General features: G+C 54.1%; 17 protein-coding genes and 1 pseudogene. 8 read left to right on the top strand and 10 right to left on the bottom strand.

Going from position 1 to position 16,134, the window contains the following annotated elements; translation table 11 throughout:
* Positions 1 to 19: 19 nt before the first annotated feature.
* The 7 genes from BSZ31_RS01060 to BSZ31_RS01090 all read right to left on the bottom strand — a co-directional run bounded on the left by BSZ31_RS01060 (position 20) and on the right by BSZ31_RS01090 (position 6,472).
* Positions 20 to 997 (bottom strand): MBL fold metallo-hydrolase, encoded by a 978-nt coding sequence (locus tag BSZ31_RS01060; protein WP_105027160.1) that lies wholly within the window; start codon positions 995 to 997, stop codon positions 20 to 22.
* 17 nt (positions 998 to 1,014) lie between these two features.
* The gene (locus BSZ31_RS01065) at positions 1,015 to 1,494 is read right to left on the bottom strand and encodes a BLUF domain-containing protein (protein WP_105027161.1); all 480 of its coding nucleotides are present in this window, start codon (positions 1,492 to 1,494) and stop codon (positions 1,015 to 1,017) included.
* A gap of 72 nt (positions 1,495 to 1,566) precedes the next feature.
* A complete protein-coding gene (locus BSZ31_RS01070; protein WP_105027162.1) occupies positions 1,567 to 2,220 on the bottom strand; it encodes a PIN domain-containing protein in 654 nt (217 codons plus the stop codon).
* Positions 2,221 to 2,235: 15 nt separating this feature from the next.
* Positions 2,236 to 2,463 carry a sulfurtransferase TusA family protein gene (locus BSZ31_RS01075; RefSeq protein ID WP_008252019.1) on the bottom strand — a complete coding sequence of 76 codons (228 nt, stop codon included), beginning with the start codon at positions 2,461 to 2,463 and terminating at the stop codon, positions 2,236 to 2,238.
* Between the two features lie 70 nt (positions 2,464 to 2,533).
* On the bottom strand, positions 2,534 to 3,046 hold the full coding sequence (locus BSZ31_RS01080; protein ID WP_240605612.1) for an NUDIX domain-containing protein: 513 nt from the start codon (positions 3,044 to 3,046) through the stop codon (positions 2,534 to 2,536).
* 21 nt (positions 3,047 to 3,067) lie between these two features.
* On the bottom strand, positions 3,068 to 5,704 hold the full coding sequence (alaS, locus tag BSZ31_RS01085) for an alanine--tRNA ligase (protein ID WP_105027163.1): 2,637 nt from the start codon (positions 5,702 to 5,704) through the stop codon (positions 3,068 to 3,070).
* Between the two features lie 54 nt (positions 5,705 to 5,758).
* A complete protein-coding gene (locus tag BSZ31_RS01090; protein ID WP_105027164.1) occupies positions 5,759 to 6,472 on the bottom strand; it encodes a glycerophosphodiester phosphodiesterase family protein in 714 nt (237 codons plus the stop codon).
* Between the two features lie 157 nt (positions 6,473 to 6,629).
* Here BSZ31_RS01090 and doeB2 point away from each other — a divergent pair, with 157 nt between their 5' ends.
* Genes doeB2 through BSZ31_RS01115 form a run of 5 tightly spaced genes read left to right on the top strand, consistent with a single transcriptional unit; the run spans position 6,630 to position 12,073 of the window.
* The gene (gene doeB2 / locus BSZ31_RS01095) at positions 6,630 to 7,814 is read left to right on the top strand and encodes a N(2)-acetyl-L-2,4-diaminobutanoate deacetylase DoeB2 (RefSeq protein WP_105027165.1); all 1,185 of its coding nucleotides are present in this window, start codon (positions 6,630 to 6,632) and stop codon (positions 7,812 to 7,814) included.
* A gap of 5 nt (positions 7,815 to 7,819) precedes the next feature.
* Positions 7,820 to 9,097, top strand: a complete 1,278-nt coding sequence (locus tag BSZ31_RS01100) for an aspartate aminotransferase family protein (RefSeq protein ID WP_240605613.1) — start codon at positions 7,820 to 7,822, stop codon at positions 9,095 to 9,097.
* Complete coding sequence (gene doeA, locus BSZ31_RS01105) at positions 9,094 to 10,362, top strand: ectoine hydrolase (protein ID WP_105027167.1); 1,269 nt, start codon at positions 9,094 to 9,096, stop codon at positions 10,360 to 10,362. The genes BSZ31_RS01100 and doeA overlap by 4 nt, the downstream gene beginning before the upstream one ends.
* Positions 10,359 to 11,732, top strand: coding sequence for an NAD-dependent succinate-semialdehyde dehydrogenase (locus BSZ31_RS01110; protein WP_105027168.1), 1,374 nt, complete (start codon positions 10,359 to 10,361; stop codon positions 11,730 to 11,732). Before doeA ends, BSZ31_RS01110 begins: the two co-directional genes overlap by 4 nt.
* Positions 11,733 to 11,755: 23 nt before the next feature.
* Positions 11,756 to 12,073 carry an EthD family reductase gene (locus BSZ31_RS01115; protein ID WP_105027169.1) on the top strand — a complete coding sequence of 106 codons (318 nt, stop codon included), beginning with the start codon at positions 11,756 to 11,758 and terminating at the stop codon, positions 12,071 to 12,073.
* Here the strand turns inward: BSZ31_RS01115 and BSZ31_RS01120 are convergent.
* From BSZ31_RS01120 to BSZ31_RS01130, 3 genes are read right to left on the bottom strand one after another with little or no spacing between them, the layout of a single operon-like run.
* On the bottom strand, positions 12,070 to 12,525 hold the full coding sequence (locus tag BSZ31_RS01120; RefSeq protein WP_008252002.1) for a YaiI/YqxD family protein: 456 nt from the start codon (positions 12,523 to 12,525) through the stop codon (positions 12,070 to 12,072). The genes BSZ31_RS01115 and BSZ31_RS01120 overlap by 4 nt on opposite strands.
* On the bottom strand, positions 12,522 to 12,749 hold the full coding sequence (locus BSZ31_RS01125; protein WP_105027170.1) for a BrnA antitoxin family protein: 228 nt from the start codon (positions 12,747 to 12,749) through the stop codon (positions 12,522 to 12,524). The genes BSZ31_RS01120 and BSZ31_RS01125 overlap by 4 nt, the downstream gene beginning before the upstream one ends.
* A 2-nt stretch (positions 12,750 to 12,751) precedes the next feature.
* The gene (locus tag BSZ31_RS01130; protein WP_105027171.1) at positions 12,752 to 13,033 is read right to left on the bottom strand and encodes a BrnT family toxin; all 282 of its coding nucleotides are present in this window, start codon (positions 13,031 to 13,033) and stop codon (positions 12,752 to 12,754) included.
* Positions 13,034 to 13,208: 175 nt separating this feature from the next.
* Between BSZ31_RS01130 and BSZ31_RS01135 the strand changes: the two are divergent.
* The 3 genes and pseudogenes from BSZ31_RS01135 to BSZ31_RS01145 form a co-directional block, all read left to right on the top strand.
* Positions 13,209 to 14,087 (top strand): annotated as a pseudogene (locus BSZ31_RS01135) (NAD(P)-dependent oxidoreductase); the annotation flags it as partial.
* Between the two features lie 127 nt (positions 14,088 to 14,214).
* A complete protein-coding gene (locus tag BSZ31_RS01140) occupies positions 14,215 to 15,042 on the top strand; it encodes a DMT family transporter (protein WP_105027173.1) in 828 nt (275 codons plus the stop codon).
* Entirely contained in the window at positions 15,039 to 16,025 is a 987-nt protein-coding gene (locus BSZ31_RS01145; RefSeq protein ID WP_105027174.1) for a quinone oxidoreductase, read from the top strand. The genes BSZ31_RS01140 and BSZ31_RS01145 overlap by 4 nt, the downstream gene beginning before the upstream one ends.
* Positions 16,026 to 16,134: the final 109 nt, after the last annotated feature.

Genomic DNA, 16,134 nt, shown 5'->3' on the forward strand with positions numbered 1-16,134 from the left:
TTTCACAATCGCTGGGTAATCAACAACCCGCAGTGCACCTGCCCTTGCCATCAAAACTCATGGTTTTGTCACTCAACGGCACGTACACAGGCACCTTGCTGGCCTTCATGAATTGCTCGGTTTTTGTACCCGCAATTACCTTGCCATTCTGGGTGGCCACTTCATTGGCATGGCTCGCAATAACAGCTTTGGGCTCTACCAACTCATTCACTACATAAGCCGCTTCCCGCGGACCAGTGGTGAAGGTGTCACCGATGTTCATCACAGCCAATTGCGGTTTGTAGTATTCACCCACCACTTCTTTTTGTTCGCCAGTGATACCCGTGTCGCCACTCAAGTACACCGTTAGACCATTGCTGAACTTGACCACGTAGCCAGTAGCCGGACCAGCGTAGGCCGTGATCCCTGTTTCTTTCAGCATATCGCCCAATCGTTGCCCCACAAAATCACCCGCAATGCCGTTGCTGTGCGCAGCAGGCACGGTTGTAATGCCCACACCGTTGATGGTTTGCATGGCACCGAAACGCACCAACACCGAATTTTTCTCGTCACCGCCCGCTTGCTTTAGTTTGGCCGCAAAGAAGGAAGGCATTTCACTGCCAGTCACAATTTTTGCGCCGGTTTTTACAGCAATGTTCACACTGTTGGAGTTGGGCAAAGCGCTGGCGGAAATATCGGGTTTGTCACAGCTGCCTGCATTAGGAGCCGGGTTGTGCCGGTCGCCCAGGTGGTCACCGTGCATGTGGCTCACCAACACCACATCAATTTTTCCCAAGCGGGGGTCTTCAGCACCGGCCACTGTGCGGCCCGCATCGTACAAAATCCGGGTGCCATTGGGATCTTCAAAAATCATGGCTCGGTCAAAGCGACAAAACTCGCCCTGCTGGCCACCCAAAGGGGTCACTTTGACCAAGCCTTGGGCGGGAGCCTGCGCCTGCACGGCGAGGGGAAACAGACATACCAGTGGGATTGCGCGAAGGAAGGAAGAAATTGTCATACTGCGACCTGCTTACATCAAGGTTGATACACTTCAAAGACTTTACTCAACAGACTCATTTCACCTGCTTTCTCTAGCTCGGCTTTGACCTTGGCATATTCATAAATTAAATCAGCTGCGCCGAGCCCAAGGGACTTCCAGGGGCGATACACGCGATGATCTAGAAGTGTATACGCAATAGACTCGCCACTCAACGCCGATTGTGGCCGGGTACCCAAGCCCACCATAGACCACTTTTCAAACATAGGCTCTTCGGTGGTCTCAGACACCAGCAGACGAATGTCAGAATGCCGGGGGTCTTTCACTATCTTTTTATAGACTGAGCTCACCGCCTCCCGGGGGCCTTCGAGGCACTGCATAAACTCCATGCCATTGCACAACAGCAGGCCCTCGATACCCAGATTTCGGTTGTTCTGAGACGCCTGCTCACACAATTGCTCAAAGGCCAGGCGATCAAAGCCCGGCACTTGAACCGATGTGTAAATTAGTCTCAGCATACAATTCCCGGAATTTGTGTATGACAATCATATGACGCCCGTGGCTTAATCTAACTAACCAGAACGGGGTAGTCAATTTGGACGAGCATAAACCTTTGCGGTCTTGTGCATGCGGTTTCTTCCCAAAAACTGGATCCAGTCCTCGCTGTTTCGTGGCAAAGGACTGGCCTTGCTTTGATAAGCCGTGGGATTCTGGCTGGGCTGTGTGGCCAAGCTGGCCTGCATCAGCTGTACACTTTGTTCCAGACAAGCCTGCAAGCCTGTTTTGGTTTTCACAAGCTCGACACAAAGCTCATCGGGACACATCCGCACCACACCAAGCTTCAACAGCGGCTTTCTCGGAAAGTCTTTCAGATTCCAGGTGAGCAAACCGACGGGTTTTTGCAATTGGTGCCGCAGAGCCAAGGCCGATGCAGCAACATGGCGGTCCTTTTCATCTACCTGCCGAACATCAGCCAGATAAGGTTCGTGGTTTTGCGGCAACAGCACAGCTTGTAACCGGCCAGGCAAGGCGCAGCGCTCGTGGTTCGCATCGTCGGCATGCAAGCGCCCCAACCGAACCAAATTTCGGTAACACTCATTTTCGATGTGGGGAGTCCAATACAAGGTGGCCTGTCTGCGCTCAGCCAGCGCAACCATCAGCCAACGGGTCCATTCAGAGAACAGCACATTGGCGTCAAGCAACCAATGTTGTGGCACCTCGGGCTTGCCGAGAACAACGCTCACCAGGTGCCGGCCGGTTTAACGGCGCTTCATGTAGAAAACGAATGAGCCAGACTGGTCAGCCTGCTCTACCAATTCGTTGCCGGTCTGTTTGGCAAACATGGCGAAATCGCGCACCGAGCCTGGGTCGGTGGAAGTCACTTTGAGCACCTGGCCGCTCTGCATTTCTGCCAAAGCCTTCTTGGTTCTCAAAATGGGCAGCGGGCAGTTCAATCCGCTGGCGTCGACTTCACGGTCAAAATTCATGTCTCTTACTCCTGTTTGTTTCTCGCTCACTGCTGTTGAGTTCGCTTGTGAGCTTACTTGTGATTTTTCACTATTTTAATTCAATCCAGTTGACAGGCAGCTGACGGGCGCTTAGCCAGTCGGCCATGGCCAAACCAGTGCCCATGCGCCAGGGGCGCAATTCAGCGGGTTCTACCAGTTTGTAGTCGGCCAGTTCTTCCGACAAGTTAATGTTGCCCACCGCCTTGATGTGATAACAAATAATCACTTCATTTTTCATCGGAAAGGGGTACACCCCAATCAAGCTGCTTTCAACTGCATCCAGATTGGTTTCTTCTTTCAGTTCGCGAATGGCACCTTGCTCAGGTGTTTCATTGCGTTCCAGAAAACCGGTAATGAGCGCATAAAAATGTGCGGGCCACGCCACATTGCGGGCCAGCAGCACCTTGCCCTCGTACTCCACCAATGCAGCCACCACGGGCACTGGGTTGCCCCACTGCACGAAGCCACAAGCACTGCACGCCATGCGGGGCTGACCAGAATGCTGCAACTCGTGCAGCTTTGTGGCACACATGGGACAGTACTGATAAATGGCCTTGCTCATGGTGCGTCCCGGTCTGATTGATTATTTATTTTTAACCCAATCCACAACACTGGCCAATGCCGCATCCAGATTCTCCGGCTGTGTGCCGCCGGCTTGCGCCATGTCGGGTCGGCCACCGCCTTTACCACCCACTTGTTGGGCAACAAAGTTGACCAGGTCACCTGCTTTAACCTTGGCGGTTGCCTCTTTGCTGACCGAGGCAATCAAACTGACCTTGCCTTCCAGCACCGTGGCCAATACCAAAGCGGCATTGCCCAATTTGTCGCGCAGTTTGTCAGCGGCTTCACGCAACTGCTTAACGTCTGCACCTTCCAGTTTGGCAGCCAGCACTTTCACACCGTCCACATCCAAGGCCTGCCCAGCCAAGTCATCGCCTTGACTGGCCGCCAGTTTGCTTTTCAAGCGGTCCAGCTCTTTTTCCAGGCTTTTCACCTGGTCCATGATCTGGCCAATTTTGGCAGTGGCCTCGGCAGCGGGCACACGCAGGCTTTGCGCAATTGCATCCACTTGGGCTTGCGCCTTCTGGGCAAATTCCATCGCCCCCAAACCAGTGGTGGCTTCCACACGGCGAATGCCGGCTGCCACACCGCTTTCGCTGGTAATTTTGAACAAGCCGATGTCGCCGGTGCGCTGCACGTGGGTGCCACCACACAATTCCCGAGAAGAACCAATGTCGAGCACACGCACGGTGTCGCCATACTTTTCGCCAAACAACATCATGGCGCCGGCGCTCTTGGCGCTTTCAATGTCCATGATGCGGGCTTGCGTTTCCGCGTTGGCCAGAATTTCTTCGTTCACAATTCGCTCAACCTGGGCAATTTGCTCGGGCGTCATGGCGCTGTGGTGTGCAAAGTCGAAGCGGGTTTTTTCAGCGTCTACCAGCGAACCCTTCTGGCTCACATGGTCGCCCAACACTTCGCGCAGCGCTTTGTGCATCAAGTGGGTGGCGCTGTGGTTGCGAATGGTGCGGTTGCGCTGGTAGTGGTCAACCTGTGCGCCTACTGCATCGCCCACTTTCAATTCACCAGTCACCAATTCGCCATGGTGGCCAAACACATTGGCTTGAATTTTTTGTGTGTCCAATACGCGGAACAAATTCAGGCAAGCTGCGCCACTTGAAATTTCGCCCTGATCGCCCACCTGGCCACCACTTTCGGCATAGAAAGGGGTTTGGTCCAACACAACAACGCCCTGCTGCCCGGCAGTGATGCTGTTCACCGAGGTGCCGTTCACATAAATGGCGGTGATGGTGGCGTTGGCCACTTCAAGCGCATCGTAGCCCTTGAATTCAGTAGCCACGCCGCTGTAGGCCAGGTCAGCGTCCATCTTGAACTTGCCTGCTGCGCGGGCCTGCTGCTTTTGCTTGTTCATGGCCGCGTCAAACGCAGCTTCATCCACACTCATTTCGCGCTCGCGGCATACGTCAGCGGTCAAGTCCAGCGGGAAGCCGTAGGTGTCATGCAATTTGAATGCGGTTTCGCCGTCCAGCATGCCACCCTTCGGCAAGGCGCCCAAGGCTGAGTCCAAAATGGCCATGCCGTTTTCAATGGTCTCGAAGAAGCGCTCTTCTTCGGCCTTCAGAATGCTTTGTACCTGGGCTGCCGCCTTGGCCAGTTCGGGATAGGCTTCGCCCATTTCTGCCACCAAATCACCCACCAAGGCATTGAAGAATGGCTTGCGGCAACCCAGCTTGTAGCCATGGCGAATGGCGCGGCGAATGATTCGGCGCAGCACATAGCCGCGACCCTCGTTACCGGGAATAACGCCATCCACCACCAAAAATGAACAGGCGCGAATGTGATCTGCAATCACACGCAGTGAATTGTTGGTCAAATCAACCGCGTTGCCCTGCGCAGTCACTTCTCGCGCGGCCGCTTTAATCAAAGTTTGGAACAGGTCAATTTCGTAGTTGCTGTGCACATGCTGCAGCACTGCAGCAATACGTTCCAGGCCCATGCCGGTGTCTACGCAGGGCTTGGGCAGCGGGTGCAACACCCCATCGGCGCTGCGGTCAAACTGCATGAACACCAGGTTCCACACTTCAATGTATCGGTCGCCATCTTCTTCAGGGCTTCCGGGTGGACCACCCCACACTTCGGGGCCATGGTCGTAGAAGATTTCGGTGCAAGGGCCGCAAGGGCCGGTGTCGGCCATTTGCCAAAAATTGTCGGAAGCGTAACGTGCGCCCTTGTTGTCGCCGATGCGAATAATACGCTCGGCGGGCACACCCACCTGCTTGTTCCAGATGTTGTAGGCCTCGTCATCTTCCTGATACACCGTGACGTACAGCCGTTCTGGTGGCAGCTTGTAAACCGTGGTCAACAATTCCCAGGCGTACTGAATGGCGTTTTCCTTGAAGTAATCGCCAAAGCTGAAGTTGCCCAGCATTTCAAAGAATGTGTGATGGCGGGCCGTGTAACCGACGTTTTCCAGGTCGTTGTGCTTGCCGCCCGCGCGAACTGAACGCTGGCTGGAAGTAGCCCGTGTGTATGGGCGTTTGTCTTTGCCGGTGAATACGTCTTTGAACTGAACCATGCCACTGTTGGTGAACAACAGGGTGGGGTCGTTGCCCGGCACCAGGCTGCTGGAAGGCACTTTGGTGTGGCCTTTGCTGGCAAAGAAATCAAGAAACTTTTCGCGAATGTCAGCGACTTTCATGTTGGGGCTACCTTCCTGAGTAAAGCGGCATGCGGTTTTTGGTTTAACCCTCGATTATAAGGTCATTCGATCCGTAAAAAGCCCTTTTACACCCAAGGCTTGCAGCGTTTTCGCCTGTTCCGCGTCGTTCACGGTATAAACCCGAACCACTCGCCCGGTTGTGTGTATGCGGCGCAATGCCGTGGGCTCCGCCCCGCTCCAGTGCAAATGAATGGCACTGGCCTGCAGCGCGTCGGCATGCAGCGCCCAGTGGTCGGGCAGCTGCTCGTACAACAAGGCAAGGTCATAACCTTTCAGTGGCAACAGGCTTGCGTGGTAGAAACTGGAGAACACCCAATGTTCGCGCACATGTTCCTGTTGCTCGATCGGCAATGTGTGCATCTCTTGTAGCACAGCCTTGCCCAAGGCTATTGCGTTGCTCGGGTTCGTGGCTTTCAGTTCCACATTGGCGCGCATGCCGTGCTCTAAACAGAACTGAATGGTTTGGGCGAGGCTGGGTATGGGCTCGCCCTGCACCGAGTAATGCCGAAGGTCGCGAGCACGAAGACTGTCAAAACGGGTTAGCGGATCGGTGGACGCCATGGCGGGGTCAACAGACCGGGCGCAACGCCCCATCACCCAGTCGTGGTGAATCATGGGCACGCCATCGGCCGTCAACATCACATCAAACTCCACGGCTTTAAATCCGGAATTTAATGCAATCTCAAAACCTTTCAGCGTGTTTTCAAGCTCGCCTTTTCCGCTGCCGCGATGCGCCCAAAGTAGCATTTTCTGTCATCCACGTATTGTTAATCCTTGACCTAGACCTAGCTTGGTCAAAGTAAATTTATTTACTTTTTAAAGGGTTATCCCGGAACTTCAACGGTTTTAATGCAGTCCCTTCTGGTGTTAAGGTAAAAGGATAGTCCATTTAACAGGGAGGGCAATGTCTGCGTTCTGGCAAAACACCATTAGCCAAGCGATACGTTTGCGACGAGAGTTACACAGCGAGCCTGAACTAAGCTGGCATGAAACACGCACCGCTCAAAAAATAAGAACAACGCTCAGCGAACTGAATATTAACTGGTCCCCATGCGCGGGCACCGGCACCTTGGCGCGCCTGAATACTTCGGCCACTGCATTCAGTGCGCCCCACATTGCCTTGCGAGGCGACATTGATGCCTTGCCCATTGAGGAACAAACCGGCAAAACCTGGGCGTCCCGTCAAATGGGTTGCATGCACGCCTGCGGGCATGATGGCCACACTGCCGCCCTACTGGCCACAGCCAGATACCTGAAAAGTATTGAACACACCTTGCCAGGGCCTATCACCCTGATATTCCAGCCCGCCGAAGAAGGTGGGCACGGTGCGCTGCGCATGATTGAGGACGGCGCACTGGAAGGCATTGATGAAATTTACGGTTGGCACAATTGGCCAGCCATACCGGAAGGCCAACTGGTTTGCCCCGACGGGATTGTGATGTGCGGTAACGGCACATTCGAGATTACCGTGCACGGCCAGGGCGGCCACGCCAGCCAGCCTGAATTGTGCCGTGACCCAGTTTTGGCGGGCAGTGCCATGGTGCAGGCCTTGCAACAAGTCATCGCGCGCAGAGTCGCGCCCCAAAGCTCAGCAGTGCTGAGCGTTACATCATTCAATGCACCCAGTGGCCCCACCATCATTCCACAACAGGCCGTGCTGGGTGGCAGCATTCGAGTGCCAGACAACACCACGCGAGCACAGATTAATGCCTTGATTGGTGAAGTGGTGGAGCACACTGCCCACGCCTATGGTGTAAGCGCCAAAGTCACCATCGAACCGCGCTACAACGCCACCATCAACCATGCCGCGCAGGCAGGCAAGTTAAGGGCCGCTTGGCGTGCAGTGATGGGCGACGCGGCCTTTGACGTTGCCACACCCGTGCCAATTATGGCCTCGGAAGATTTCAGCTATTACCTGCAGGAAATTCCAGGGGCTTTTGCCCTGGTGGGCGCAGGCAAAAAGGGGGAAGAACCCGTTCCCTGCCACAGCCCTTTCTACGACTTCAACGACGCCTTGATTGAACCGGTTGCCCGCCTTTACGCGCACCTGGCTGGCGCGCCCGACCCAACACACAACAACAAGGAGTGATGTGAATGAACATGCAAACTTTTGAGCGACGAGAAAGCGATGTGCGCGGCTATAGCCGCACCTATCCAGTGGTGTTTGACAAGGCATTGAACGCCCGACAAACCGATGAAAACGGCAAAGAGTACATTGATTTTTTTGCAGGTGCCGGTGTGCTGAACTTTGGGCACAACAACGAGCGCATGCAAAAAGCAGTGGTGGATTACATTCAATCCAACGGTGTTACCCACAGCCTGGACATGGCCACAGTAGCCAAGCGCGCCTTTATTGAAAAATTTGAAGACATTGTGCTGAAGCCGCGCAACATGCCGCACAAAATGCAGTTCATGGGGCCCACAGGCACCAACTCCGTTGAGGCGGCTTTAAAAATTGCACGACGCGTCACGGGCCGACAACAAATTGTGTCCTTTTCGCATGGCTTTCACGGAATGACCCTGGGTTCGCTGGCTTGCACCGCCAATGCGTATTTCCGTGGCGCTGCGGGTGTACCTTTGCAACATGTGACCCACCAAGCCTTTGGCTGCGAAACGCCCTGCAAAGGTTGCACTTTGGGCTGCGGTGAAGAAAGCATTGAACGCATGCGCGCCTTGTATGCCGACACATCCAGCGGCGTGGCACCACCCGCCGCATTCTTGATTGAAACCATTCAGGCTGAGGGTGGTGTGAAGGTGGCCAGCGCCAAGTGGCTTCAAGCACTCCAACAACTTGCGCATGAATTGGGTGCCCTGTTGATTGTGGACGACATTCAAGTGGGCTGCGGCCGAACCGGCACTTACTTCAGTTTTGATGAACTGGGTATTGACCCCGACATTGTGTGCCTGGCCAAAGGCATCGGCGGCTGGGGCACACCCATGGCGCTGAATTTGGTGAAGCCTGAAATTGACAAGCACTGGGCGCCGGGTGAACACACCGGCACCTTCCGCGGACAAAACCTGTCGTTTGTGGCCGGTCGTGAAGCGCTCACCTACTTCGAAAACGATGAACTCATGACCGAGGTGAAGCACAAGGCAAAGGTGATGCACGCGGCCATGCAAAGTGTGGTGCACCGCCACCCACAACTGGAGCTGACCGGCAAGGGCATGATTCTGGGTCTGAATGTGGGCAGCACCGAGACTTCGAAAGCCATTGTGAACCAGTGTTTCGAGAACGGCCTGATGATTGCAAGCTGCGGCACTGGCGGGCGAGTCATCAAACTGATTCCACCGTTGACCATTCCTGACAGCGACTTGGAAGAAGGCCTGAACACCCTGATCAAGGCGGTGAACCGCGTGATGGAGGCCGCATGAAAAAACGTGATGACATGACCTTTCCTTTCGAGGAATACGAGCGGCGCATCGCGGAATTGCGCATGCGTATTGCCCAGCGCAGGCTGGATGCGGTGGTGATCACCGATCCTGAAAACATCATGTACCTGACCGACTATCAAACAACGGGGTACTCATTTTTTCAGGCACTGGTGGTACCGCTTGAAGACGAGCCGTTCATGATTACCCGTGCACTGGAAGAATCGAATGTGTTTGCGCGCACTTGGGTAGAACAATCGCGCCCCTACCCCGACACTGGCGATGCCATTCAAATGTTGCTGGATGCACTGCGTGAATTCAGGCTGGATGACAAACGAATTGGCTACGAGAGAAACAGTTATTTTTTCCCGGCCTATCAGCAAGACTTTGTCCACACCCGCTTGAGCAAAGGCAAACTGCTGGACTGCTTCGGCATTGTTGAACAAGGCCGCTTGCGCAAATCGCCGGTTGAAATTGAGCTCATGAGAAAAGCCGCAACTGCAACGGAAGCGGGCATGAAAGCGGGCCTGGAGGCCTGTGTTCCCGGCGCCACCGAAAATGACATTGGTGCTGCCATTTCATCGGCCATGTTCAAGGCTGGTGGAGAGCCACCCGCCGTGATGCCTTACGTCACCAGCGGACCACGCACCATGATAGGCCACGCCACCTGGGAAGGCCGCGTGGTGAAACCCGGGGAACATGTGTTTCTGGAAGTGGGCGGATGCTACAGACGCTACCACACCGCCATGATGCGCACCGCAGTGCTGGGTGAACTCAGCGACTCCATGTACAAAGCGCAAGAGACCATGAAGCATGCGCTGGATGCCGTTCATGAGTATTTTCAACCGGGCATGACCGTGTCGGATGCCGACAACCTGGTGCGCAATATCATTACCCACAACGATGTGGGCGCTCGGCTGATTACCCGCTCCGGGTATTCAATCGGCATTGCATTCCCACCCAGCTGGGATGAAGGCTACATCATGAGTTTGAAGCAGGGCGAATCGTCCATCCTTGAAGAGGGCATGACCTTTCACATCATTCCGTGGATGTGGGGTGTGGATGGTGACAAAACCTGCGGCATCTCCGACACCATCATCATTACAAAAAACGGTTGCGAATCATTTTTTTCGCTCGACCGCGATTTCACCGTGAAACCTGAAAAAAACGTTCACACGCTCAGTGCAGTGAACACCACACCCGGCAAGAAAAAAGCGGCCACTGACACCGTCACTGACACAAATACGCAGGAGGACCAAGCTGTATGACCACTGCCATGCTCACATCAACCAACCCATTCACCGGCGAAAAAATCAGCGAGCATCTCGCCCTGCAAGGTGAACAAATCAGCGCACAAATTGGTATTGCTGCCGCTGCCTTTCCGCTATGGTCCTCGAAATCATTTGCTGAACGCGGCAAAGTGCTTCATGCCGTGGCTGCTCAATTGCGCAAACACAAAGGCAGGCTGGCCGAATTGATGGCACTCGAAATGGGCAAACCCGTGAAAGAAGGTGGCCCTGAAGTAGAAAAGGCTGCCACCTGTTGTGAATACTATGCTGAGCATGCCAGCAAACATTTGGCCGACGAATGGATTGCATCCGATGCATCGGAAAGCTATGTGAAGTACCAGCCATTGGGCACCCTGTTGGGCATATTGCCCTGGAATGCACCAGCCTGGCTGGCTTTTCGCTACCTGGCCCCGGCACTGATGGCGGGCAACACCTGCGTGATGAAGCACGACCCGAACGTACCCGCCACAGCGCAGGCATTGGCCGACCTGTTCAAAGAGGCTGGCGCCCCTGCTGGCGTGGTGGTGAATTTGCCGCTGCGCACCGAGCATGTGGAACAAGCCATTCGCGACCCGCGCATCATGGCGGTCAGCTTTACAGGCTCAAGCGCGGCAGGTCGAAAGGTTGCAGCCACCGCCGCATCGGAACTCAAACCTGCGGTACTTGAACTTGGGGGCGCCGACCCCTGTATTGTGCTGGCCGATGCCGACCTGGAACGCGCAGCCGATGTGGTGGTGTTGTCACGCATCATCAATGCTGGCCAAAGCTGTATTGCAGCCAAACGCATATTGATTGAAGCGAAGATTTATGAAGAATTCACCACCTTGCTGAAGGTGCGGCTTGCCAAACTGAGAATGGGCAACCCGCTGGATTCTACAACCGACATTGGGCCTATTGCCCGCGAAGACTTGCGCGACAACCTTCATCGCCAGGTGCAGCAAACCATTGAACAAGGTGCAAAGTGCCTGCTGGGCGGTCAGCTTCCCGATGCGCCTGGCTACCACTATGCCCCTACTTTGCTGGCCGATGTGCAGCCCGGCATGTGTGCATTTGAAGAAGAAACTTTCGGCCCAGTCATGGCGGTGATGCCGATAGAAAATATTGATGATGCCTTGGCAGTGGCCAACAACACAAACTACGGTTTGGGCTCTAGTATATGGACAGCCAGCACCAGCAAAGCCATGCGTGCAATCAATGAATTGCAGGCTGGACAGGTGGCTGTCAATGGCATTGTAAAAACCGACCCCCGACTGCCCAGTGGTGGCATCAAGCAATCGGGTTACGGCCGCGAGCTTGGGCCACACGGCATTCGCGAGTTTGTTAACGCCAAGCAGGTCTGGATCAAATAGAGGCAGTCGAGGAGACCACAAAAATGATCAAAGTCAGTGTGATGTACCCCAATGCGCAAGGCGTCAGCTTTGACCACAATTACTACAAAACCACGCACATGCCGCTGGTAAAAAGCAAAATGGGCAAAGCCTTGCACCACTACACAGTCGACAAAGGGCTGGCTGGCGGCGCAGGCGATGCGCCAGCGTTTGTGGCCATGGGGCATTTGCTGGTGGATTCCGTTGAAGCTTTTCAGGCCGCATTTGGCCCGCATGCGCAGGAAATCATGGCAGACATTCCCAACTACACCAATGCCAGCCCGGTGATTTTGATCAGTGAAGTCACGGTAGAAAAAGGCTAAACAGCCTTTGGAAACTTCGCGATGATTCGGTCAAATTGACTGGCGAAAGTTTTTCGGTCCGCTTGGCTGTAGGCGGGCGGACCGCCTGTATCGATGCCGCTTGCCCGCATGGTGTCCATGAAGTCGCGCATGGTGTGCAGGGCTTTGATATTTTCTGCGGTGAACATTTCACCACGTGGGCTTAACACCTGCGCACCTTTGTCCACCAACTGGGCCGCCAGGGGGATGTCGCTGGTAATCACCAAATTGCCAGCCTCTACGCGGCGCACAATCTCGTCATCGGCCTCATCAAAACCACGCGGCACCTGCAACAGCTTGATGAATTTAGAGGGCGGCGTACGAATGTATTGGTTGGCCACCAAAGTGGTTTCAATGCCAGTTCGGTCAGCCGCACGAAAAATGATTTCCTTCACTGCCACCGGGCAAGCGTCGGCATCGACCCAGATTTTCATTGTGTTGACGAATCCCATGAAATTTCAATTTTTCGGTGCTGAAGAACACAATCACGTAGATATAGATTGATCAAGCTTTGATAGGGAACACCCGCGTCCTCAGCCATCGACTTGAAGTACTCGATAACGTCTTCGCTTAGCCGCATGGTTACCGGCTTTTTAAGCTTTCCAGCGTAAGGATTTTTTCTCACCTTCATCTTTGAGAGATCAAATTCTTTCTTCATCGTCAAATTCCCGAATAAAACCTGGCTTCATTTTTAGTTGCTTTACGCGCGGAAATGATCCGCACCGAATTACCTTGCTGTCTTTCGCAATGACAAACCATCAGCAGTCTGCGCTGATCGCTTAAGCCCAATAAAATAAAACGCTCCTCGTCCTCTGAATGCTCATCATCAAAAAACTGGAGCGCAAATTCGTCATAGAACACAGATTGAGCCTCATCGAAAGACACTCCGTGCTTTCTCCTGTTTGAAATTGCCTTTAAAGGATCCCATTCAAATTTAATCATAAATACAATGTATGTACAAATATTAATTAAAATTCACTTTATTCGATAATTGTTGGAGGGTAGAAAGCCTGGATATCGAGGTATCACCCATGCGACCCTTTTCTCATAAACCTAGGGATGATCCGAAGCGCAATACCGGTTCTATTCCGATACAGTTCAATCAAGAACTAAAACTTTTCAGGTGGTAAATATGGGTTTCAAAGTCGCGTTTTTGGGTTTGGGTGTAATGGGATACCCCATGGCAGGTCATTTGGCCAAAGCAGGCCACGAGGTGACGGTGTACAACCGCAGTTCGGCCAAGGCCGAGAAATGGGTCGCGCAGCACGGCGGCAAAATGGCCACAACACCTGAAAAAGCCGCGACAGGCCAGGACTTTGTTTTCGCCTGTGTGGGCAACGACGACGACTTGCGCCAAATTTGCACGGGCATCAATGGCGCTTTCCACGGCATGAAGCCCGGTGCGGTGTTCATCGACCACACCACGGCCAGCGCAAAAATTGCACGCGAACTGTTTGAACATGCGAAAGACGCCGGTTTCGGTTTCATTGATGCGCCAGTGTCTGGTGGCCAGGCTGGAGCAGAAAATGGCCAGTTGACTGTAATGTGCGGAGGAACTCACGCCGACTTCGAACAGTCCAAGAATGTAATTGCCGCATTCGCCAAAGCCGTGACTTTGATGGGTGAATCCGGCAGTGGTCAGCTGACAAAAATGGTGAACCAGGTGTGTATCGCCGGTTTGTTGCAAGGCTTGGCCGAAGCGCTGAAGTTCGGCATGAACGCCGGGCTGGATGTGAACAAGGCGCTGGAAGTGATAGGCAAGGGCGCCGCCCAAAGCTGGCAAATGGACAACCGTGGCAAAACCATGGTGGAGGGCAAATTCGATTTTGGTTTCGCAGTGGACTGGATGCGCAAAGACCTGAGCCTGGTGCTTGAAGAAGCACGCCGCAATGGTTCGCAGCTGCCAGTGACCGCATTGGTTGATCAGTTTTATGCCGAGGTACAGGGCATGGGCGGCCAGCGCTGGGACACCTCGAGCCTCATCAAACGTTTGTAAAAGCGCGCGCCAGCCTTGAGCCGAACGCGCGCTTTATTGGAACGATCACCCACGGCTTGGGGCGTGGGTTTGGCGCTCTTGGGCGCCATCTTTTTTTCTGGCAAAGCCATTGTGGTGAAGCTGGCGTATGCCTACCCGGTTGACGCATCCACTGCTGGCCATGCGCATGCTGTTGTCGCTACCGCTGTTTCTGGGCGCGCTCATCTTCACCGTGTTGCGAGAAAAAAATGCCGCGAAAATGACAGCCAAAGACTATGGCTTGATCGCGCTGGCAGGTTTGTTAGGCTACTACCTGGCCAGCCTGTTCGATTTCATGGGATTGCAATACATCACCGCCGGGCTTGAACGACTGATACTGTTCACCTATCCGTCCATCGTGCTGTTGATCGCCTGTTTGATCAAACACCAGTGGCCTCAGCCATGGCAAGTCATGTGTATGGTGCTCAGCTACGTAGGGTTGGCTGTCGTGTATGGCCATGAAACCGTGCTGGTAGGCGATAACACGGCGCTTGGTGTGCTGTTGGTGTTTATGTCCGCAGTTTGCTATGCCAGTTATTTGATTGTCGGTGAAAGGTTGCTAAAGCGCTTGGGTACCATACGGGTTACAGCCATGGCTACGCTGGTCTCGGCCGCCGCCATACTGCTACAAATCAATATTCAGCAGCCATTGAGCATCATTGTTGAACAACCTTTGCCCGTGTGGGGCTGGTCGCTCGTGAATGCGGTGTTTTGCACCTTTGTACCAGTATTCGCCGTAATGACTGCCATCAGCTTGATCGGCGCACCACGTGTGTCGCAACTGGGCATGATTGGCCCCATCGCCACGATTGCGTTGGGCACCTGGATTTTAGAAGAACCATTTACCGTTTGGCATGCTGTGGGGACCGCACTTGTAATTGCAGGTGTAGCCTTACTCAGCATGAAAAAAGAAGCAAAAGAAGGAGCGATGACATGAGTACTACACCTGCAAAAATTGTTCGTTTTTACAACCCCGGTGCACCTGATGTGTTGAAAATGGAAGACATCGAAGTGGGTCCACCCAAAGCCGGTGAAGTGCAGATTGAACACAAAGCAATTGGCCTGAATTACATCGAAGTGTATTGGCGCACTGGCGTTTACCCACAACCCCTGCCCTGCTGCCCCGGCACCGAAGGTGCAGGCATTGTGCGTGCAGTTGGAGAAGGCGTAACTGACCTGAAAGTGGGCGACCGCGTGGCCTATGGCTCCGGCCCGGTGGGTTCGTATACCACCGTGCGAAACATGCCGGCACACCCACTGATGAAAATTCCGGACAGCATTGATTTTGAAACTGCTGCCGCCATGATGCTGAAAGGCTTCACAGCGCAGTACCTGCTGCGCCGCGTGTACAAAGTACAGGCAGGTGAAACCATCTTGTTCCATGCCGCAGCGGGTGGCGTGGGCACCATTGCTACCCAGTGGGCAAAGTCGCTGGGCGTGCGAGTCATCGGCACTGTTTCCACCCGAGAGAAAGCGGAGTTGGCCAAAGCCAATGGTTGCGCAGAAGTGATTATTACCAGCGAAGAAAATATCGTCGATCGCGTGAAAGAACTGACCGACGGCAAGGGAGTGCCGGTGGTGTACGACAGCGTGGGAAAAGCAACCTTTGTTGATTCCTTGAATTGCCTGAAACCGCGCGGTATGATGGTAAGCTTTGGCAATGCCAGTGGCAAAGTAGACCCAGTGCCATTGCAATGGCTGGCCGAGCGCGGTTCATTGGTGCTGACCCGCCCCACGGTTGCATCGTTTACCGTAGACAAGGCCGAAATGCTTGAAAGCGCAGCCGAAATGTTTGGCGTTGTGGCCAGCGGGGCTGTGAAAATTCAAATCAATCAGCGATACGCGCTGGCCGATGTGGTGAAAGCACACACAGAACTTGAGGGACGACGCACGACAGGTTGTACGGTGCTGATTCCTTAACGCGCTGAGTGTTACATGCCCGATCGGCTTGGGTTCCGCTCTCTCGCCTGCCGGTTAACTGCCCGATCGGCTTGGTTTCCGATCTCTTGACTGCCTGTTAACTGCCCGA

Origin of the sequence: Limnobacter sp. SAORIC-690 (assembly GCF_002954425.1) — a bacterium.
In the GTDB taxonomy this organism is placed as follows: Bacteria; Pseudomonadota; Gammaproteobacteria; order Burkholderiales; family Burkholderiaceae_B; genus Limnobacter; species Limnobacter profundi.